This is a genomic window from Moryella indoligenes (assembly GCF_030812885.1).
GTDB classification, from domain to species: Bacteria; Bacillota; Clostridia; order Lachnospirales; family Lachnospiraceae; genus Moryella; species Moryella indoligenes.
The window spans coordinates 166,053-185,597 of the sequence record NZ_JAUSTO010000004.1; the positions used below are offsets into that span (position 1 = coordinate 166,053).

Below are 19,545 nucleotides of genomic sequence, written 5' to 3' on the forward strand. Positions count from 1 at the left end.
TCCCTTCCGCCGCTGTTTCCGGCCTCCTGTTATTTTGCTCTCAGCCTGATGCCGTTCACCGTCACATTGTCCGTGACCGGAATCAGAAAATATTCTCTTCCCTCGATCACACGGGTCTCAATGAGCTCCGCAGATTCCGGCTTCACATCCAGCTTCAGATGATCCGACTGGATCGTGAGCTTCTTCGACTCAGCGATATTGTCTGCGAGCAGCGGCTGTGTGTCCTCTCCGATCAGCTCCTCATATGCCTCGTCAAAGCGCTCTATCGTCTCCTCATCCGCTCCGTTGTCGTAAAGAATGCGGCGTATGTCGTGCTTCTCAATAAGCGCCGGCTCCCCGGCCTCCTTCCCCGCCTCCGCAAGCTGATTCACCGCCTCGTTGACACGCTTCACATTCTCGAAATCACAGTTTTCACCGAGCGATATCTCTATAACCTCGCGGAACACATCCTTCTCCGCGCTCTCCGGCCGGGGGAGCTCCATCCCCAGAAGCTCCTCCGCCAGCTCATCGTGACGGCTCTTTTCATTCTTCGCATACCAGAGTGCCGCGTGAAGATCCGTACTTCTGTCATTGAAGGCCGGATACAGAAGTCCGACCTCCGGCTTCTGGACTCCCCAGTCCTCCGTCCGGCTGAAAAAGGCCTGCTCCGCCGCGTCATAGCAGAGCCCGTCGCGCAGCAGCTCCACCGGACACACAGACAGCTCCAGAAAACTGTATACATCCTCCGAGCCGTCGTCCAAGCCCATATTGTCCGAGGTTCTCCCCGGAATATCGTAGACACCGTGCACCAGAAGAATGAGGTACTTCTCCGCGCTCCGGTAACTGTCGATGATGCGCTGGAAGAGCTCTTCCACCAGCGCCTCGTCCTTCAGCCCGCTTCGAAGCAGAGCAAGCAGCGCAGTCTGATGCCCCCCCTCCCGCTCCTCCGCGAGCGGAAATTCCATATTGAACAGCGTTCTGCCGATACGCCCGGAAATAGCTTTCTTAAAAAGCTCACAGTACTTAAAGAGCTCCTCGTCCTGCAAGCTGTGAAAGCTGTCCTTCAGCTCAGCGATCCGCTGCTTCTTCTCATCCACATAGCAGCCGTACATCCGATCTACGCGGCAGTCGTTCTTATCGAACAGTCGCCGGATCTCATTGACACCCTTTTTATCCATAATGATTTCTCCTCAGAACCTATCATAGCAACTGCGCGAAATCCGCACAAGGGAAGAAATCTTTAAGAACGGAGGGCTCACCGGATCTGCGTAATGAGTGAGAGCAGCTCCTGTTCACTGAGTTCTGCCATCTCTGTCGTCAGAGCAAAGCTGTGTGCCCCGTCCGTCCAGCCTGCCACATAAGAACGGCCTTCTTCGCCCCGCAGTGTGAGCTGCCTGCCGTCTTGAGAGAGCTCCCTCACCGTTCCATATTCGTTATAGTCTCCGCTGACATCCTCCGACCCTCTGCCCTTCCGGATACGATAGCCCTCTTTTCCTTCTGCGTCGCTGTAGATCACCTCGATCAGTTCATCTGGTATCGCGCGATAGGAAATAGCCGCATACGCGGGTAATGCTGGGGGCAGCAAAAGAGAGAAGCCTGCCAGCTGCTCCGCCTCCGCAAGCGTCCCGCAGTCCGTAAAGGGATCCGGAAGCTGTACACACTCCTCCGATGCCGCAGCCCGCATCTCCGGCGCCTCTGCCGCAGCGTCAGCAGCGCGCTCCTTGGCTGCTCCCGCCGCATTTGGAGCAGCAGCCGCTCCGGCTGCTGCCTCTGTTCCGGGCCGCTGCTCCGAATACACAGCAACCGGGGCTTTGGCTCCCATTTGAAGCCGCGGCAGAAGGGCAAGCGCCAGTACTGCTGCCGCAGCAAACGTCCCCGCCGCCATCATCGGAAAACGTTTCCTCCTCCCCGGTGCGGCCTCCTCAATATACTGTTCGTCAACATCACCCAGCTCTTTTAGAAGCTCCTGCTCTGTCACAGTACGATTCCCTCCTCTTCCAGCATTTCCCTGAGCCGCCCGCGCATCCTTAAAAGACTCATCTTTACCCGGCTCTGCCCGCAGCCAAGCTCTGCGGCGATCTCCTTCACCGGGCAGAAATACCAGTAGCGCTGAAGAAACATCACCCGCTCCTCCTTCCTTAGCTCTGAGAGGAAACGCTGCAGTGTATCGTGAAATACCATGCGTTCCTCCGCATCCGCAGGGCTGCCGTCCGCGATCAGCTCCGAGAGCTCCGAGAGGGCAAGCGTCATCTGTGCCCTTGCTCCGCCGCGCTTTTCTGCATGGATATGCTCAAAGACATTCAGCGCGAGGTTTCGCGTGATCCTCCCGAAAAAAGCCCGGAGTATCGTGGGGCGCTGCGGCGGCATGGCCCCCCACGCGTGGAGCCAGGTGTCGCTGACACATTCCTCCGTATCCTCCCGGTTTCGCAGTATGCGCTCCGCAATCGTCCGGCAGTAAGCGCCGTATTTTAACTGGCTCTCCTGTATCGCTTCCTCTCTGCGCGCCCAGTAGAGCCGGATGATCTCACTGTCCTGCATATTGCTCCTCCTATAATAAGAGACAGGAAATAAGCGCTGCGGTCACTGTGTCTTTCCGTAGCGGCAGATATCCTTCAGGCAGCACCGGCTGCACTGCGGTCTACGGGCGATGCAGACCTTCCGCCCATGATCCACCAGCCTGTGACAGAGCTGATTGCCCTCCTCCGGAGGGATGATCTTCCAGAGCAGCTTCTCTACCTTGCCCGGCTCCTTCACATCGTCCACAAAACCGATGAGATTGCTGAGCCGTATGCAGTGAGTGTCCGTCACAATCGCAGGCTTTCCAAAGACATCTCCCATCACCAGATTGGCGCTCTTTCTCCCGACGCCGGGAAGCTTTAAGAGCTCCTCAAAGCTCTCCGGTACCCGGTCGTCGTACTGCTCATGCAGCATCTTCATGCATTTTGAAATATCCCTCGCCTTGCTCGGACCAAGGCCGCAGGGCCGGACTATCTCCTCTATCTCCTCCACCGGTGCCTCCGCGAGTGCCTGTACTGTCGGGAACTTTGCATATAGCTTCGGTGTCACCTGATCCACACGGAGATCTGTGCACTGTGCGGCGAGCCTCACACTCACCAGAAGCTGCCAGGCATCCTCGTAGTTCAGTGTGCAGTGCGTATCCGGATACTCCCGCTTAAGCCGTGCGATCACCTCCAGTGCCAGAGCGGCACGCGCCGCAGTATCCTGATCCTGACTGTTTGTCTTCATCTGTTCTCTTCCTCCGAATACTCTGTTCTGCTGTGGATATTTTTTCATTATCTCATAAAGTACCGATTTTTGCTGATTTTTCCATCATGCGTCTCACACGAGAGTTCCAAAAATTAAAACATCACTTTTGTAAAACGTATTGCTGCCTGCTGTGCGTCGAATTCTTGACAAAAACAATATACAATTCACTTCTCCGTAAAAATGCGCTATACTACTGCTGACAGACGCAAAGTGCAGCTGTAGCTGTGACCGCGCCCGAAAATATATAGAGAAAGAAGGAAAGATTATGGCACGCTGGGGATACCGGGCAATGGAATCTGACACCGGACTGGATATTTTACAATATATAGGGAGCAACTGTATGAAAGAAGGGAAGGAGCTCTCTCTCCGGGACACACTGAAGGCGCTGCAGGACGCCGGGATGCTGGACTCTCCCGACTGTAAGAATACCGAGCCCTTTGACGAGGCCTGCGTGGCCCTCACAGAGCTCTGTGTTCACTGGGCAGAGACCGCTGAGCTCTGCTCCTATCACAACAGCCGCCACGCTCTCACAGAGCTCGCCGGACTGAAGCGCTTCCACATGGAAGCCGATGCGCTGGGCTTTCTCCGCCGCCGCATGGAAGAGATTCAGGACGATATCGACTGCTGCGAGCGCGAATACGCAGCCTTCTGGTTTGAGGCGGCGGATTACTACGACTGGACCTGCTACATCGACCGCATCACCTCAAAGCTTGCCGCACTTCCGGAAGCGTAAACACTGCAGAGGAGGCGAAGCAGCATAAACGCTGTTTCCGTCTCCTCTGTTCTAATTCTCATATTTTAATTATTTCACTAAGTAACCACCATCTACCGGATATGTTGTTACGGAGTCTGAAGCGCACCATCCCGTCTTCTGGTCTGCGTCCAGGTCGTCACTGTCACTTCGCAGGGGTACTTCGCAGCTTCCCGCTCATCAATATCTACACCAAGGCCAGGCTTATCGTTCGCATATACATAGCCCTGCTTAAATTCCAAACAACCCGGAAACACCTCGAGCAAGGCTCCATGAGGTCCCTTCAGCTCCTGAATGACAAAATTCGGTGGCTCTATGCCTGACCACTCCTGTACGCCGAAATTTCTCGCGGCAAGATCAATATGAATATTGGCCGCGTGAGCCAGCGGACTCATATCTCCCGGCCCGTGCCATGCAGTGCGCACCCCGTACTGTTCTGCAAAAATCTGAAGCTTTCGCGCCGGGGTGATGCCTCCAATCTGCGTAATATGTACCCGGATATAATCGATCAGCTGTTCAGAAATGATCCGGCGCCACTCATAGACATTATTGAAGAGCTCTCCCTGTGCAATCGGTGTCACTGTCTTCTCCCGGAGCTTCCTGAGCCATGAGAGCTCCTCCAGAGGAACCGGATCCTCAAGAAAGAAGAGATGATAGGGCTCCAGCTCCCGCGCGAGGCGTATGGCCTCAATCGGCGCGATGCGCTCATGCACATCGTGTATCAGCTCTATCTCATCCCCGAGCCTCTCCCTTATTCCTGCAAACAGAGCTACGGTATCGCGAATATATTTTCCAGAATCCAGATAGATGCCATCCCGCGCGCAAAGCGGCGCGCTCGCCGGAGCTGTACCGTACCCCCCTCCTCCGTAACCTCCGCATTGACAGCGGATATGTGTGAGCCCCATCTCCCGGAAGCGCTCTATATTTTCACAGAGCTCCTCCAGATTCTTTCCGTCCGCATGGCGATAGACCGGAATTCCCTCTCTGCATTTTCCGCCGAAGAGCTGATACAGCGGCATACCAGCCATCTTTCCTTTAATATCCCAGAGCGCCATATCAATGCCGGATATCGCATTGTTTTCGATCGGTCCGTTACGCCAGTATGCATTCTGGTGCATCAGCTGCCAGAGCTCCTCGATATCCTCAACGTCTCTTCCCCTGAGAAGCGGTGTCAGATATTCCTCGATGAGATGCTTCACAGCGAGATGCCGGTAGGCAAAGGTCGCGCAACCCAGACCATAGAGCCCCGGCTGGTTTGTAATGAGCTTTACAACCACCAGGTTGATGCCTTCCGGCGCGGTACGGATGACCCTGATATCTTCTATTTTTACAGACATAGATCCTCCTTTTGATATGTCATAATAAACACTCGTTTCCTCTTCATCTGATATCCACAATTATATTCCAATCACATATCATGAAAAAGACCGCTTCAGACAATAATCCGAAGCGGCCTCAGTGTGCGCCTTCAGGGACTCGAACCCTGGACAAATAGATTAAGAGTCTACTGCTCTACCAGCTGAGCTAAAGGCGCAATGTGAAATTATAAAGCACAGAAACATATCTCAGAAAACGAAAGCTCCGTCCCAGCAGCTCGCAGTCTGCCAAGTCAGAGCTTCAACTGCGCCTTCAGGGACTCGAACCCTGGACAAATAGATTAAGAGTCTACTGCTCTACCAACTGAGCTAAAGGCGCTTTTTAAGGGCATTTCTGTGACACGAACAGTATTTTAACCGCACAGCCCGCTTTTGTCAACCGGGCTATGCGATTTTTTCAAGAAAATCTTTTCTCACAGGGCCTTTTCAATCAGGGCCTTCAGCGCATCGAGATTCTGTGCTCCAATGGCGCGCGTCACAACCTCTCCATTCTTAAATACTACAAGATTCGGGATCGTCATGACCTGATACTTCGCCGCAAGATTCTGATTTTCATCCACATTGATCTTCACAAAGCTGACATTATCCACCATCTCCGCAAGCTTATCCAGCACCGGAGCTGTCATCTTGCAGGGACCGCACCAATCCGCATAGAAATCCACGAGCACCGGCTTCTCGCTCTTCAGTACCTCTGTCTCAAAATTCGCTTCAGAAAGCTGCTTTACCATCATGATCCTCCTTATTATATGCCTTCCGGCTCTTCCGTACCGCGATCAGCTTACAGATCTTCTGACCCTTCGCGGAAAATTTCTCCTCATATTCTGTCATGACATTGTCCGCTGCCTCCGGCTCCGCATGGAGATCATGCGTCACATAGCGCAGCTCCCAACCGGCCTCCGGAATGGCTTCAAGCGACCACGCAAAGAGCGCCTGATTGTCGGTCTTGAACTCCACCTGTCCCGCTGCCGCCAGCACGATATCATACAGCTTCATGAATGCAGGCGAAGTAAGCCGTCGCGGCGCATGAGAGGCCTTCGGCCAGGGATCCGAGAAATTCAGATAAAGCTTTGATATCTCTCCCTCAGAAAAAAGCTCCGGCAGACGCCTTGCATCCTCACAGAGAAAGTAGAGATTCCTCCGGCGCAGATACTCCGGAAGCTCTGCCTCTTCCCGTTCCTTTCGCTGAATCGCCTTCATCAGCACTGTCTCATAGCGCTCCAACCCCAGAAAGTTTACCTCCGGCCGACGCCGGGAGAGCTCTCTGATGAACTGTCCCTTTCCCATGCCGATCTCAAGCTCAATGGGATGTGTATTACCAAAGAACTGACTCCATCTTCCCTGATACTGCTCCGGACTGTGAACCACGCTCGTACTGCCCGCAACAAAATCCTCGCAGCCCGGGATATGCCTTAAACGCATACAGTGCTCCTTATCTCCTGCTTTCCGGGGCGGAGGCAAAGAGCACAGAGCTCTCTTAGCGCCGGTATATCTCATCTGTACACCAGCTGCACCAGCCCTCCGGATGGTCACATCATAGCAGTTTTCCTCCCGAAACACAAGGATGAAGCCGGAGACATAAAACGGCTGGAAATTCACGTCATATCTAGTATAATATACACAGTAGCTATGGAAGGAGGCAGCGATGGCAGAAGAAAGAAAGACAGTGAGAGAGCTCATCGAGGAGGGTCTCCGCGACACTGAGCGCCTCATTTCCCAGAAGCAATACAACCTGTCCATGATTCGCTCCCGGCAGACACTGGAGTATATCGTAAAAAGTCAGTGCAGGCGCAGCAATATTCCCGATGGTGATCTGATGGTCATGATCGACGAGCTCTACCGCAAGGGAATCATTTCCCGTGATTCCTGTACAAGCTACCACAAAATCCGTATTTTAGGAAACAAAGCAGCACATGAGGGGGATAATAACGCCTATAACGCAAATAACTCCTACCAGCTGCTCAGCAAGGAGGTCTACTCCTACCACAGTGCGAGACCAGCACGAAGCAGCTCCACCTCCGGGCGCAGACCGAAGAGGCGGCGTCCCCGCTTTGAGCTCGCTGACCTGCTGAAGCTCCTCATCCCTGTTCTCGTGATCATTCTGGTGATTTCGATCATCCGCCTGTTCCATCCGGCGGACAGCGCAAAAAAAATGAGCAGCAGCGCAGCAGAGACCACACTCGCAGAGGAGAGCTCCGCGCCGGAAACCAGTGAGGCTGCTCCGGAATCAGTGATGATCTACACCACCACCAGTGCCCTGAATGTGCGCTCTGCTCCGACAACGGACGGTGAGCTTCTCACGACTCTGCCGGCCGGCACGGTACTTGACTATGTCGGCGCACACAGCGACCAGTGGGCCATCATCAATTATAACGGCGGTCAGGCCTATGTCGCCTCGCAGTATATCAGCGCTGCTGAGGTACCGGCAGACACGACTCCCACGGACAACAGTGCGGAGGCGGAGCCCGCGGTATAAGCCGACAGCTGTGATTTCAGTATCAGTCTGACGAGAAGCGTTTCTGTCGCTCATCTGTACCGACACCTTCACTTCGCCGAGTGAGTGTCGGTTTTTCTATGGAGGACATAAATATGGACAATATTATCGAACAGCTGAATGATATTGAACACCGCGCCGCTGCAATTATGGAGGCTGCGATCCGGGGAAAAAAAGCTCTGACAGAGCGCTATGCCGCGGAGAGTGCCGACTGGGATGCGAAGCTTGCTGCCGACAGCGAGGCACAGATCGCCGCATTGCGAAAAAAAGCCGCAGAGAACACCGAGGCACTGCTCTCTGCGGAGCGAGAGTCCATCGACAGAGAGCGCAGGAAAATACTCGCTTCTTATGAGCAGAATCACGCGCTCTATACTGATCGTCTGTTTGAGAGCATGACACAGGAGTGACAGCATGGGGAACCTATATCGCTACAGCGCAATATCCACCAAGCTTCGTGCCATGCGCCGGCAGCTCATTCCGGACAGCGCATTCCGCGAGCTGGCTCACTGCGGAACAGTTCCGGATATTATCCGCAGTCTGGAGGAATATCCGCAGTATCAGGAAATCTTCTTAAGTGTTGATCCCGAGACTCTGCACCGCGATGAGCTGGAGCGACTGCTCCTGACCGATCAGTACGCAGATTTTCTTCGTCTCTACCGCTTTGCAGACGGCGCACAGCGAAAATGCCTCGATCTGGAGCTGATGCGCTTTGAGACGGTGCTCTTAAAGCGCTGCCTCCGCTGCCTCTTTGGACAGCTCCCGGCACTGGATCTCTCCCACTTTCACGACTTCTTTCTGCGGCACGGAAACATCGATTTTTCCCGGGTGACTGCCGCAAAGAGCTTTGATGAATTTACGGAAGCTCTGCATGGGAGTCGCTACGCCACTGCTTTTCAGGCACTTTCCGGAAACACTAAGGTGCAGCTTCTGGACTGCGAGACTGCCCTGGACATCTGGCATTTTCGCACTGTCTGGCATATCGCACAGCAGGGATTGTCCAAAGAGGATGCCGCATTCTTCTGTCAGATGAAGGGCGCGCAGATTGATCTTCTGAACCTGCAGTGGATACGTCGCGCAAAGCTCTACTACCACATGACAGCAGAACAAATACGTCCGCTGCTCATCCCGCTCCGCGGAAGATTAAGACGGGGGGAGCTGGAACACTTCCTCAGCACAGATACGGAGGCCGCCTTCCTGTCCGCACTCCACGACAGCGCCTACAGGCGCGAGGCAGCCGCCCTCTCCTCCGATATCCCGGATATGGAGGTTCTCTGCAATACCGTACTGGATCACCTCTGCCGTCTCGCCATAAAAAAAGAGCCCTACTCCTGTGCAGTCATCTTTGAATATCTGCGCGCAAGAGAGGAAGAAATAAAGCGCATCATAAGTGTGACTGAGGCCGTTCGCTACGGACTCTCTCCGGAAGAAACCGTTTCTGATATACTGAAGCTGGATCACAGGAGGTCATTTGCATGATTGAAGCTATGTATTTTGTCACTGTCACCGGCCCCAAGGAGGATCTGGAGCGCGTGACAGATCAGTATCTCAGCCAGTATTCCATCCAGCTGGAGAATGCACTGACTGTTCTTCGAAATAACGCAAAACTCGTCCCTCTGACGGACAAGGATCCGTACCGGGAGATCTATGCGCAGTCGGAGAATATGCGCCCCGCCTTTGGCGACCTGCGGACTGCGAAACTTCACACTCTCTCCGCCGATCGCGCGGTAGAGATCGTTCATGAGCTCTCTGACGCGATGGACGGCCCAAACCGGGAGCTGACAGCGCTCCGGGAAGAGAAGCAGGCCCTGGAGGAGCGTCTCTCTCTGATGGAGCAGTTCATCGGCCTGAACTACGACCTTGACACCATCCTCCATTTCAAGTATCTCCGCTACCGCTTCGGCCGTATCTCCAAGGAATATTACGCGGAGATGATGGAATATGTCATCTCCCGCGGCGATTCTATCTTCACCACCTGCCGTAGCTATGATGACTATGTCTGGGGCGTCTATTTCGTTCCCGAAGCGATCAGTGCCCGTGTCGATTCCGTCTACGCCTCCCTGCACTTCGAGCGCTTCTTCCTCCCGGACGAATATACCGGCACCCCGCAAGAGGCAAGCCGGGCTCTGCAGGAAAAAATCGCAGACACTGACCAGAAAATTGCAGCCGTGAGCCAGAAGCTCTCCGCAATGCTGGAGGAGTGGAAGTCCGACTTTCTCTCTGCCAATCGCCTTCTGGAACAGAAATCCCGCTTCTTCGGAGTCCGCCGGCTCGCAGCCTTCTCAAAGCACGACGGCGGAACCTACTACATTCTCTGCGGCTGGATGCGGAAGAAAGAGGCGCTCTCCCTGAAACGGGAGCTGGATCCGGATCCGCTGACTTACTGCGTCGTAGAGAAGGACAGACCGGATGTGGTAAAGCCCCCTCCCACTCTGCTGAAAAACGGACCGCTGACGCGCCCCTTTGAGCTTTTCGTGGAGATGTACGGACTGCCGAACTACCGCGAGCTGGATCCGACCTCTCTGATTGCGTTCTCCTACTCCTTCTTTTTCGGCTTTATGTTCGGAGATCTGGGACAGGGACTCTGCCTCGCGCTGATCGGCGCCATCATCGCCAGAAGAAAGAACTCCCGGCTCGGCGCCATCATTGCCCGCTGCGGTATCTTCTCCGCGGTCTTCGGCGTACTCTTCGGCTCCGTCTTCGGCCTTGAGGATATGATCCCGGCGCTCTGGCTCCGCCCCGCCGAGGCACTGATGCAGCTTCCGGGCATAGGAAAGCTGAACGCCGTCTTCATCATAGCGATCTTGATCGGCATGTGTATGATCCTTCTGATGATGGGCTTCAGTGTGGTCAATCATCTGAGACTCCGCGAGCCCGGAGAGGCATATTTCGACACAAATGGGCTCGCCGGAATGGTCTTCTACTTGAGCCTCCTGTCTGTGGTGCTGCTCGCCCTCACTGGCCGCAGCATTCCGGGACATCAGCTCATGGCGCTGCTCTTTGCGCTGCCGCTTCTTCTGATTTTCTTAAAGGAGCCGCTCTCCGCAAGGCTGCTTGGCCAAAAGCACGAGGAGAAGGAGGATCCGGTTATGTTCATCGTACAGGGCTTCTTTGAGCTCTTCGAGGTGCTGCTCAGCTACTTCTCGAACACGCTCTCCTTTGTCCGTGTGGGTGCCTTCGCAGTGAGCCACGCCTCCATGATGGGAGTGGTGCTGATGCTCTCCGGAGCCGGAAGCGGCCAGATCGGGTGGCCCGGCATCGTCCTCGGAAATATCTTTGTCTGCTGTATGGAGGGACTGATCGTCGGGATTCAGGTGCTCCGGCTGGAATATTACGAGCTGTTCAGCCGCTTCTATCGCGGCGACGGACGCCCCTTCAAGCCCTATAATCTGAAGCAGTCTGTGTAGACTGTACGCACGGAACGGAGTGACCTGCACCTTGGCAGATTTTCTGAATTATCTTAAAAAGACAGGAGAAAAATCATGACTACACTTGTAAAGCTTACGCTCGCCGCTGCACTGATCTTAAGCATCGTTGTTCCTTTTGCCGCATTTTCCGCAGGTGCCAGAACAAAGGGACGCTATAAAACTGCTCTCGCAATGAACCTCTTCGCCTTCTTCGGCATTCTCTGCCTCACGACTGTGCTGCTCTTAAATGGCAATGCCTATGCCGCAGAGACAGCAAAAGAAACGGGCAGTGCTCTGAGCAGCGCGGGTCTTGGCTACATCGCCGCGGCGCTCTCTGTGGGCCTCGCCTGCATCGGCGGCGGCATCGCCGTCTCCTCTGCCGCAAGCGCCGCTCTCGGCGCCATCAGTGAGGACTCCTCCGTCCTCGGTAAGTCCCTGATCTTCGTGGGACTTGCAGAGGGCGTATGCCTCTACGGCCTCATCATCGCTTTTATGATCCTCGGCCAGCTGTAAGTATGCGAGGCAGGCCATGAAACTATATCTCATCAGTGACAGTCTGGACTCCCTCACCGGAATGCGACTCGCAGGCGTTGAGGGCTGTCTGGTACACACCGAGGCGGAACTCTTAGAGGCGCTGACCAGAGCGGTGAATGATCCCTCTGTGGGTATCGTCCTCCTCACCGAGCACTTCAGCCGGGAATACCCTGCGCTTGTCGCAGAGTTCAAGCTGAACCGCCACCTTCCGCTGTTTGTGGACATTCCCAACCGCAGCGGTACGGGAAGAAGCGCCGATTTTATCACGGCATATGTCAGCGACGCCATCGGACTGAAGCTGTAGGGCGCACAGGGAGACAGCAATGAATACAGAAGAAAAACTGAAGCACTTTAAGGAAATCTGTGAGTCGGACGTCCGCATTCGGGCGGAAAAGCTCCTGTCCGAGCAGCGGGAGACACTGGAAAGCCGTTTTGCCGCACACAGGGAGGCGGCGCTCCATCACCAGAGCATGCAGCTCCAGCTCGAGGAGGAGCGCATTGCCCGGGAGCAGAACAAGGAATATTCTCTGAAGCTCACAGAGCTGCGGCGCGAGATCGGCGAGCTGCGACGTGAGCTGAAGGATCAGCTTTTTGTAGAGCTTCGGGACCGCCTCGCCAACTTTATGGAGACGCCGGCCTACCTGACTCTTCTGAAAAAGCAGATTAGTGCCGCAAAGGAATTCGCAGGAGAGGATGAGATCCGCATCTATCTTGATCCCGCCGATGAACCTCTCCTGAAAAAGCTCTCACTTGCACTCAGCACGGAGCTCACCCTGAGCCGCTACTCCTTCCTGGGCGGTACCAGAGCGGTGATTCCCGCCAAAAATATTCTGATTGACAATTCCTTTGAGACAAAGCTCGAGGATGCCCGTGCATCCTTCCGCTTTACGCTGGAGAGCGAACACGGAGGTGAGGCACAGGATGAATAAGACCGGAGTTATTTTTTCAATCAACGGGCCCATCGTAAAGACCCGCGGCGACAGCGGCTTCACGCTGCACGAGATGGTCTATGTCGGACCGGAGCGTCTGGTCGGTGAGATCATCGGTCTCGACACAGAGAGCACCACTGTCGAGGTATATGAGGAGACAAGCGGACTGAAGCCCGGACAGACAGTCTCGGGAACCGGGGCGCCGGTCTCCGTCACGCTCGCCCCCGGCATCCTGCACAACATTTTCGACGGCATCGAACGCCCGCTTACAGAGATCGGCAGACGCAGCGGCTGTTTTATTGCAAGAGGCGTCTCCGTATCCAGCCTTGATGAGGAGAAGCTGTGGCACGCACATCTCACCGTATCCGAAGGCGATACCGTGCGCGGCGGCGAGGTGATCGCGGAGGTACAGGAGACCGCCGCAATTCTCCACAAAGTTATGCTGTCCCCGCTGCTCTCCGGGCGTGTGAGCTCCGTCGTTCCGGACGGCAACTACCGCATCTGCGATACGCTCTTCACGCTCACAGAGGATGATGGCACGGAGCACCCCGTCACCATGACGCAGCACTGGCCCATACGCCTCGCCCGCCCGGTCTCACGGCGCTACTCCGCCACAGAACCGCTGGTCACGGGACAGCGTATCCTCGATACCGTATTTCCCATCGCGAAGGGTGGCACGGCAGCGATTCCGGGCGGCTTCGGAACGGGAAAGACCATGACGCAGCATCAGATCGCCAAGTGGGCCAATGCCGACATCATCATCTACATTGGCTGCGGCGAGCGGGGAAATGAGATGACACAGGTACTGGAGGAGTTCTCAGAGCTCATGGATCCCCGCAGCGGGAATCCGCTTCTGGATCGCACCGTACTCATCGCGAATACCAGCAATATGCCGGTCGCAGCCCGTGAGGCGAGCCTTTACTCCGGTCTGACTCTGGCAGAATACTACAGAGATATGGGCTACGACGTCGCCATCATGGCGGACTCCACCTCGCGCTGGGCAGAGGCGCTGCGCGAGCTCTCCGGCCGTCTGGAGGAGATGCCCGCGGAGGAGGGCTTTCCCTCCTATCTCGCGAGTCGCCTCTCCGGCTTCTATGAGCGCGCCGGAGCCATGCGTAATCTGAATGGAAGCGAGGGCTCTGTCTCTATCATCGGCGCAGTTTCACCGCAGGGCGGTGATTTCTCCGAACCGGTGACACAGAATACCCGCCGCTTCGTGCGCTGCTTCTGGGGGCTCGACAAAAACCTCGCCTACGCCAGACATTTTCCCGCGATTCAGTGGATGGGCAGCTACTCTGAGTATCTGAGTGACCTTGCGCCCTGGTACAGCGCCCATGTGGACAAGCGCTTCATGGATTACCGCAATCAGCTGGTGCGCATACTCACAAAGGAAGCCTCTCTGATGGAAATCGTAAAGCTGATCGGCTCTGATGTGCTGCCGGATGACCAGCGCCTCACGCTGGAGATCGCCCGGGTGATACGCCTCGGCTTTTTGCAGCAGAACGCCTTTCATGCGGAGGATACCTGTGTTCCCCTGAAAAAGCAGTTCCTCATGATGGATACGATTCTGTATCTCTATCGCCGCTCTGCGGAGCTGATTCGCATGGGTATGCCGATGTCCGTTTTGAAGGCACAGGGCATCTATGATAAAGTGATCGCTATCAAATATGACGTGCCGAACGCGCACCCGGAGCTCTTTGATGACTATAAAAAAGACATTGACCGCTTCTATGATGCTGTCGTCGAAAAGAATGCATAAAGGAGGCTGATGCTATGGCAATCGAATATCTCGGCTTGAGCTCGGTCAACGGGCCCCTCGCAGTACTGAAGGGTGTCCGCAATGCAGCCTACGACGAAATCGTGGAGATGAAGATGAATGACAGCGAGCGGAAGCTGGGCCGCATCATAGAAATCCATGATGATACGGCTGTCATTCAGGTCTACGAGGGCACGGAGGGCATGGCGCTGAAGAACACGCACACGCGCCTCACCGGCCATCCCATGATGCTTGGAGTCTCCGAGGATATGCTGGGCCGCAGCTTCAACGGAATTGGGGAGCCCATTGATGATCTGGGCCCCATCCGCACTGAGAAGCTTCTGGATGTGAACGGTCAGCCCCTGAATCCTGTGATGCGTGAGTACCCGCGGAACTATATCCGTACCGGGATCTCTGCAATCGACGGACTGATGACGCTGATCCGCGGGCAAAAGCTCCCCATCTTCTCCGGCAACGGGTTGCCGCACGATCAGCTCGCGGCGCAGCTGGTGCGTCAGTCCTCTCTCGGCGACAGCGCCGGGGAGAGCGACAAATTTGCAGTGATCTTTGCCGCCATGGGAGTGAAGCACGACGAGGCAGCGTATTTCCGCCGCACCTTCGAGGAGAGCGGCGTCTCCTCTCACGTCGCTTCCTTTATCAATCTGGCAAATGATCCCGTCGTCGAGCGTCTCATCACGCCGAAGGTCGCCCTGACGCTCGCGGAATATCTCGCCTTTGAGCGGCATATGCATATTCTCGTTATTATGACAGATATGACAAGCTACGCCGAGGCCCTGCGTGAGGTCTCCTCCTCCAAGGGAGAGATCCCCTCGAGAAAGGGCTTTCCGGGCTATCTCTACTCGGATCTCGCGACCATCTACGAGCGCGCCGGTATTGTGAGCGGGGTGGAGGGCTCTGTCACCCAGATTCCGATACTCACCATGCCAAACGACGACATTACCCATCCTGTCCCGGACCTCACGGGTTATATCACAGAGGGGCAGATCGTGCTGGATCGCGAGCTGCATGGGCAGAGCATATATCCGCCGATCGCAGTACTGCCAAGCCTCTCCCGTCTCATGAAGGATGGTATCGGAGAGGGCTATACCCGCGCAGATCATCAGGATGTCGCAAATCAGCTATTCTCCTGCTACGCAAAAGTGGGGGATGCGCGCGCACTGGCCAGTGTCATCGGCGAGGATGAGCTGTCCCCCGGCGACCGGCAGTACTTAAGCTTCGGCGAACAGTTTGAGCAGCGCTTCCTTCAGCAGCGCCCCGATGAAAACCGAACCATACTTACAACCCTTGAGATCGGCTGGAAGCTGCTGGGACTGCTGCCGCGCACGGAGCTGGACCGCATTGACACCAAGGTGCTGGATCAGCACTACAGGCCCACCGCTCTGGACGAATTCGGCGAGCTGAACTATACTCAGGGAGACGGAGATTGATGTTATGAATCTGAACGCAATCCCTACCAAGGGCAATCTGATTAACGCCAAAAATACGCTCTCTCTGGCCCGCATGGGCTACTCCCTCATGGACCAGAAGCGCAATATTCTGATTCGAGAGCTCATGGCGCTTATTGAAGAAGCCAAGGACATACAGTCAAGAATAGACCGCAGCTTTACAGAGGCCTACCATGCGCTGCAGCGCGCCAATATTGAGCACGGCGTGGACTTTATCCAGAGTGCTGCAAGCTCCGTGCCACCGGACAACGGCGTCCGGATCAAGGTTCGCAGCGTCATGGGCACAGAAATACCCCTTGTGGAGCACGAGAGCCTGCCGCCGCAACTCAGCTATTCCTTTATGTCCACCCGCGAAAGCGTCGATCTTGCCCGGCAGAAGTTCGAGCAGGTGAAGGAGCTCACGGTACAGCTCTCCATGATTGAGAACTCAGCCTATCGTCTGGCTTCCAATATCAAGAAGACACAGAAGCGGGAGAATGCCCTGAAAAACATCACAATTCCGCGGCTCACAGCCCTCACAGCCAGTATGTCCAATGCGCTTGAGGAGAAGGAGCGCGAGGAGTTCACCCGCCTGAAGGTCATAAAGCGGCGGAAAACAGACTGAGACCCGTATGATATCTACCCGATCGGAGGTATTTATTTTGCTGATATCCCATACCCGACGCAGAGCGGCGGCATTCTGTCTCGTCCTGATGCTACTGTTCACAGCTCTCTCTTCGGGCAGAGCACTGGCAGCCCCTGCCTGGCCCTCCAATCTCCTGATTCAGGCAGATGGCGGCATTCTGATGGATGCGGACTCCTCCTGCGTCATCTATGGAAAAAATATTCACCAGCGCTACTACCCGGCCAGTATCACAAAGATCCTCACCGCTCTAATTGTAATAGAGCGCTGCGATCTGGATGAAACCCTGACCTTTTCCTATGGCGCTGTCCACAACGTGGAGAGCGGCTCCAGCAGCGCGGGCTACGATACCGGTGATCAGATCACCGTCCGTCAGGCACTCTACGCCATGCTCCTGAAGTCTGCAAATGAGGTAGCCAATGCGCTCGCCGAGCACTGCGCCGGCAGTATCGAGGCCTTCGCCGGGCTGATGAACGAAAAGGCTGCTGCCCTAGGCTGTACAGATTCTCATTTTGTGAATCCCTCCGGCCTGAACGATGAAAATCACTACACCACACCCTACGACTTTGCCCTGATTGCACAGGCAGCCTTTGAAAATCCGACTTTTGTCGAATTTGATTCCACCACCTACTATGAGCTGCCTCCAAACGCGACCAATCCGGAATCCTTTATGGTCTACTGCGGGCACAAGATGCTGAAAAAAAGCTCCGGCCAGTACTACAGCGGTATCATCGGCGGAAAGACAGGCTACACCCTGCTCGCCGGAAATACGCTTGTCACCTGTGCCGAGCGCGATGGTCTGAAGCTGATCACTGTCGTTCTGAACGGACACCAGACGCACTACAGTGACACCAAGACCCTGCTGGACTTTGGCTTTGAGAACTTTAAAAACGTAAATATCCAGGCGAACGACAGCCGCTACAGCGCAGCGGAGACAGATATCAATCTGACCGGGGAGCACACGCCCCTGCTCACTTTGGACGACATGCGCTCCGTGACGCTGCCGAAAACTGCGCAGTTCTCCGATACGCGCAGCGAGCTGAAATACAAACCCTCTGACTCAGCTCCCCCGGGGGCAGTTGCCGAGCTGAGTTATTACTATGAGGACCGCTTTATCGGAAACAGCTGGCTCTGCTCTGCTGAGACAGCCGGCGCCGAAATTAAGAGTGATGACAACAGCGCACACGCCGACTCCGCAAGTCTGCTTCACAGGCTCTCCACATCTGTCTCTGCACTTCAGGCAAAGACGCCGCTGCGCAGAGCTTCCTTCGCAGCGCTGATCGCTCTCATGGCGGCTCTTCTGGTTCTCCTGATCCTCATTATCTTCCTGGTTCAGAACTTTCTCCGCAGTGCACGCAGGAGTAAGACTGTGGAGCTCTCCAGAGCTGTACCCAGATCCCGGAACACAGATCCCCTGCTTCAGCAGGAGAAGGGAACTTCCGACACCCCTCTCTCCATAAACCGATACCCACAGAGCTTACGTCCGCGTTCCCGCAGGCGCCGGCCGCGGCGCAATTGGTTCAGAAAGGGATGAGTTAATTCTTATACTGGGACTGCCGCACTAATTCCTTAGTGCGGCAGTCTTTTATACGAAATATCATGGCTATTATCAAATCAAACTTCCTCTTTCCATGGAAATCATAATTCCGGCTGATGACCCGGTCTGTTTTTTCTCCTCTTCTGCCGCGCCTTTTTTCTGCGCTTCCCCAGTACCGCCTCCTTCTTTCCGAGCAAGGCCTTTACACCATCATCATCCGTGAGCTTGATCGTCTTCAGGCAGTAGATCTCTCCCTCTGCCGTACGCCGCATACGAATCTTTCCTCTGGCAAATCCATGCTCCGGACACCACGCAAGGCAGTAATAATTTCTCTGGTTTGCAGTGAACCAGCGCACCCGCTTTTTTAAGAGACGCTTACATCTGTAGCAGAGCATATCCGTAACTGTCTTATCTGCTATCGCTTCCTCCCTGCTCTGAAATCTTCGGGATACATATTTTGAGTAATCCGGAAAGACCAGATAGATCTCCTCCTCGCTGCTCTCAGGAAGCTTGTAATAGTCCAGCGAGAGATACGCCCGCACCGCCTCAAATTCCATATTTTGCAGGATCTCAGCAGTATAGCGCGCATCGTCCAGCGCCCTGTGAAACTGCCCGGCGGCTGGAAGCCCCATCTCCTGTACGGCCCGATCCAGCGGAAGCTTGTCCTTGCTGTTCTGCTTGTACAACAGATTATAGAGCTTCTGCACATCATAATAGAGCAGCGGATAGGGGAAGGGATTTTCCATCCCATAATATGCCATATTTCTCTGGAGCTCCGTGAGATCCATATTTCCCCAAGTACAGAATACCGGCTGCCGCGCCTCTCCCTCCCGACACCAGGACAAAAAAGCCTCCATTACCTCCGGAAAAGGCTCACCTCTATTTCTGAGCTCCTCCATCCCGACCCGCATGATCTCAAGCACCTTAAAGTGCAGTTTTTTATAGACGGTCGGACAGATAAAGCGGGAGAACTCCCCGATCTTATGAAATGTTTCATCCAGCTTCACTGCGCCCAGCTCTATAATTTCAAACGGAAGGCCGGGCATCTCCCCGGCCTTTCCCTCTGTACTCTGGTTCCACTCAAGATCAAAAACAATGTAGCGCGTGCTGTCAATGCAGTCCGCTGCAACTTCCGAAAGCTGAATGCTCATATCTTCTTATCCTCTGCCTGCAGCAGAGCTTCATACTCCTTAAGAATCGCACGCTGCATCATCTCTCTGACTGCGGAATTGATGGGATGCGCGATATCTCTGTACCCTCCGTCCCCTGCCTGACGGCTTGGCATCGCAATAAAAAGTCCCCTCTCTCCCTGTATTACCTTCAAATCATGAATCACAAACTCATTATCCAGGGTGATGGAGGCAACTGCCTTCATTGACCCCGGCTTCTCAATGCGTCTGATGCGGACATCTGTAATCTGCATGGCGCCTCCT

At 55.0% G+C, this 19,545-nt stretch carries 21 protein-coding genes and 2 tRNA genes; 12 read left to right on the forward strand and 11 right to left on the reverse strand.

Features of this window, described 5'->3' with window-relative positions:
* Positions 1–29: 29 nt before the first annotated feature.
* The 4 genes from J2S20_RS04600 to J2S20_RS04615 all read right to left on the reverse strand — a co-directional run bounded on the left by J2S20_RS04600 (position 30) and on the right by J2S20_RS04615 (position 3,225).
* Positions 30–1,157 carry a DUF4317 domain-containing protein gene (locus J2S20_RS04600; RefSeq protein WP_106611153.1) on the reverse strand — a complete coding sequence of 376 codons (1,128 nt, stop codon included), beginning with the start codon at positions 1,155–1,157 and terminating at the stop codon, positions 30–32.
* Between the two features lie 77 nt (positions 1,158–1,234).
* A complete protein-coding gene (locus J2S20_RS04605; protein ID WP_106611152.1) occupies positions 1,235–1,957 on the reverse strand; it encodes a hypothetical protein in 723 nt (240 codons plus the stop codon).
* Positions 1,954–2,517, reverse strand: coding sequence for an RNA polymerase sigma factor (locus tag J2S20_RS04610; RefSeq protein ID WP_106611151.1), 564 nt, complete (start codon positions 2,515–2,517; stop codon positions 1,954–1,956). Before J2S20_RS04610 ends, J2S20_RS04605 begins: the two co-directional genes overlap by 4 nt.
* Positions 2,518–2,559: 42 nt before the next feature.
* A complete protein-coding gene (locus tag J2S20_RS04615; RefSeq protein ID WP_307253687.1) occupies positions 2,560–3,225 on the reverse strand; it encodes an endonuclease III domain-containing protein in 666 nt (221 codons plus the stop codon).
* Positions 3,226–3,586: 361 nt separating this feature from the next.
* Between J2S20_RS04615 and J2S20_RS04620 the strand changes: the two genes are divergently transcribed.
* Positions 3,587–3,979: a hypothetical protein gene (locus J2S20_RS04620; protein ID WP_146137108.1), complete on the forward strand. Its 393-nt coding sequence runs from the start codon at positions 3,587–3,589 to the stop codon at positions 3,977–3,979.
* 107 nt (positions 3,980–4,086) lie between these two features.
* Here the strand turns inward: J2S20_RS04620 and J2S20_RS04625 are convergent, their stop codons facing one another.
* From J2S20_RS04625 to trmB, 5 genes are all read right to left on the reverse strand, one after another.
* Positions 4,087–5,334, reverse strand: coding sequence for an enolase C-terminal domain-like protein (locus tag J2S20_RS04625; protein WP_307253691.1), 1,248 nt, complete (start codon positions 5,332–5,334; stop codon positions 4,087–4,089).
* A gap of 124 nt (positions 5,335–5,458) precedes the next feature.
* Positions 5,459–5,531 (reverse strand) — tRNA-Lys (locus J2S20_RS04630).
* Between the two features lie 88 nt (positions 5,532–5,619).
* A tRNA-Lys gene (locus J2S20_RS04635) sits at positions 5,620–5,692 on the reverse strand.
* 94 nt (positions 5,693–5,786) lie between these two features.
* Positions 5,787–6,101: a thioredoxin gene (trxA, locus tag J2S20_RS04640; protein WP_330692756.1), complete on the reverse strand. Its 315-nt coding sequence runs from the start codon at positions 6,099–6,101 to the stop codon at positions 5,787–5,789.
* Positions 6,082–6,792 (reverse strand): tRNA (guanosine(46)-N7)-methyltransferase TrmB, encoded by a 711-nt coding sequence (gene trmB / locus J2S20_RS04645; protein WP_307253696.1) that lies wholly within the window; start codon positions 6,790–6,792, stop codon positions 6,082–6,084. The genes trxA and trmB overlap by 20 nt, the downstream gene beginning before the upstream one ends.
* Before the next feature lie 223 nt (positions 6,793–7,015).
* Between trmB and J2S20_RS04650 the strand changes: the two genes are divergently transcribed.
* From J2S20_RS04650 to J2S20_RS04700, 11 genes are all read left to right on the forward strand, one after another.
* Complete coding sequence (locus tag J2S20_RS04650) at positions 7,016–7,846, forward strand: SH3 domain-containing protein (RefSeq protein WP_307253699.1); 831 nt, start codon at positions 7,016–7,018, stop codon at positions 7,844–7,846.
* Between the two features lie 113 nt (positions 7,847–7,959).
* The gene (locus tag J2S20_RS04655; protein ID WP_307253701.1) at positions 7,960–8,271 is read left to right on the forward strand and encodes a hypothetical protein; all 312 of its coding nucleotides are present in this window, start codon (positions 7,960–7,962) and stop codon (positions 8,269–8,271) included.
* 4 nt (positions 8,272–8,275) lie between these two features.
* On the forward strand, positions 8,276–9,340 hold the full coding sequence (locus J2S20_RS04660; RefSeq protein ID WP_106611144.1) for a V-type ATPase subunit: 1,065 nt from the start codon (positions 8,276–8,278) through the stop codon (positions 9,338–9,340).
* Positions 9,337–11,268, forward strand: a complete 1,932-nt coding sequence (locus tag J2S20_RS04665; RefSeq protein ID WP_307253705.1) for a V-type ATP synthase subunit I — start codon at positions 9,337–9,339, stop codon at positions 11,266–11,268. Before J2S20_RS04660 ends, J2S20_RS04665 begins: the two co-directional genes overlap by 4 nt.
* Before the next feature lie 75 nt (positions 11,269–11,343).
* On the forward strand, positions 11,344–11,781 hold the full coding sequence (locus J2S20_RS04670) for an ATP synthase subunit C (RefSeq protein ID WP_307253707.1): 438 nt from the start codon (positions 11,344–11,346) through the stop codon (positions 11,779–11,781).
* A 16-nt stretch (positions 11,782–11,797) separates the two neighbouring features.
* Positions 11,798–12,106, forward strand: coding sequence for a V-type ATP synthase subunit F (locus J2S20_RS04675; protein ID WP_307253709.1), 309 nt, complete (start codon positions 11,798–11,800; stop codon positions 12,104–12,106).
* Positions 12,107–12,125: 19 nt separating this feature from the next.
* Positions 12,126–12,731 (forward strand): V-type ATP synthase subunit E, encoded by a 606-nt coding sequence (locus tag J2S20_RS04680; protein ID WP_106611140.1) that lies wholly within the window; start codon positions 12,126–12,128, stop codon positions 12,729–12,731.
* On the forward strand, positions 12,724–14,490 hold the full coding sequence (locus tag J2S20_RS04685; RefSeq protein WP_307253716.1) for a V-type ATP synthase subunit A: 1,767 nt from the start codon (positions 12,724–12,726) through the stop codon (positions 14,488–14,490). Before J2S20_RS04680 ends, J2S20_RS04685 begins: the two co-directional genes overlap by 8 nt.
* 14 nt (positions 14,491–14,504) lie before the next feature.
* Positions 14,505–15,935 (forward strand): V-type ATP synthase subunit B, encoded by a 1,431-nt coding sequence (locus J2S20_RS04690; RefSeq protein WP_106611138.1) that lies wholly within the window; start codon positions 14,505–14,507, stop codon positions 15,933–15,935.
* Between the two features lie 4 nt (positions 15,936–15,939).
* Entirely contained in the window at positions 15,940–16,557 is a 618-nt protein-coding gene (locus J2S20_RS04695) for a V-type ATP synthase subunit D (protein WP_106611137.1), read from the forward strand.
* A gap of 88 nt (positions 16,558–16,645) precedes the next feature.
* Positions 16,646–18,109, forward strand: coding sequence for a D-alanyl-D-alanine carboxypeptidase family protein (locus J2S20_RS04700; protein WP_307253720.1), 1,464 nt, complete (start codon positions 16,646–16,648; stop codon positions 18,107–18,109).
* Positions 18,110–18,213: 104 nt separating this feature from the next.
* Here J2S20_RS04700 and J2S20_RS04705 read toward each other — a convergent pair whose 3' ends face one another.
* Together J2S20_RS04705 and spoVG are read right to left on the reverse strand one after the other, a co-directional pair.
* Positions 18,214–19,263 carry a 3'-5' exonuclease gene (locus J2S20_RS04705; protein ID WP_307253721.1) on the reverse strand — a complete coding sequence of 350 codons (1,050 nt, stop codon included), beginning with the start codon at positions 19,261–19,263 and terminating at the stop codon, positions 18,214–18,216.
* Positions 19,260–19,535, reverse strand: coding sequence for a septation regulator SpoVG (spoVG, locus tag J2S20_RS04710; protein WP_106611134.1), 276 nt, complete (start codon positions 19,533–19,535; stop codon positions 19,260–19,262). Before spoVG ends, J2S20_RS04705 begins: the two co-directional genes overlap by 4 nt.
* Between the last annotated feature and the right edge of the window lie 10 nt (positions 19,536–19,545).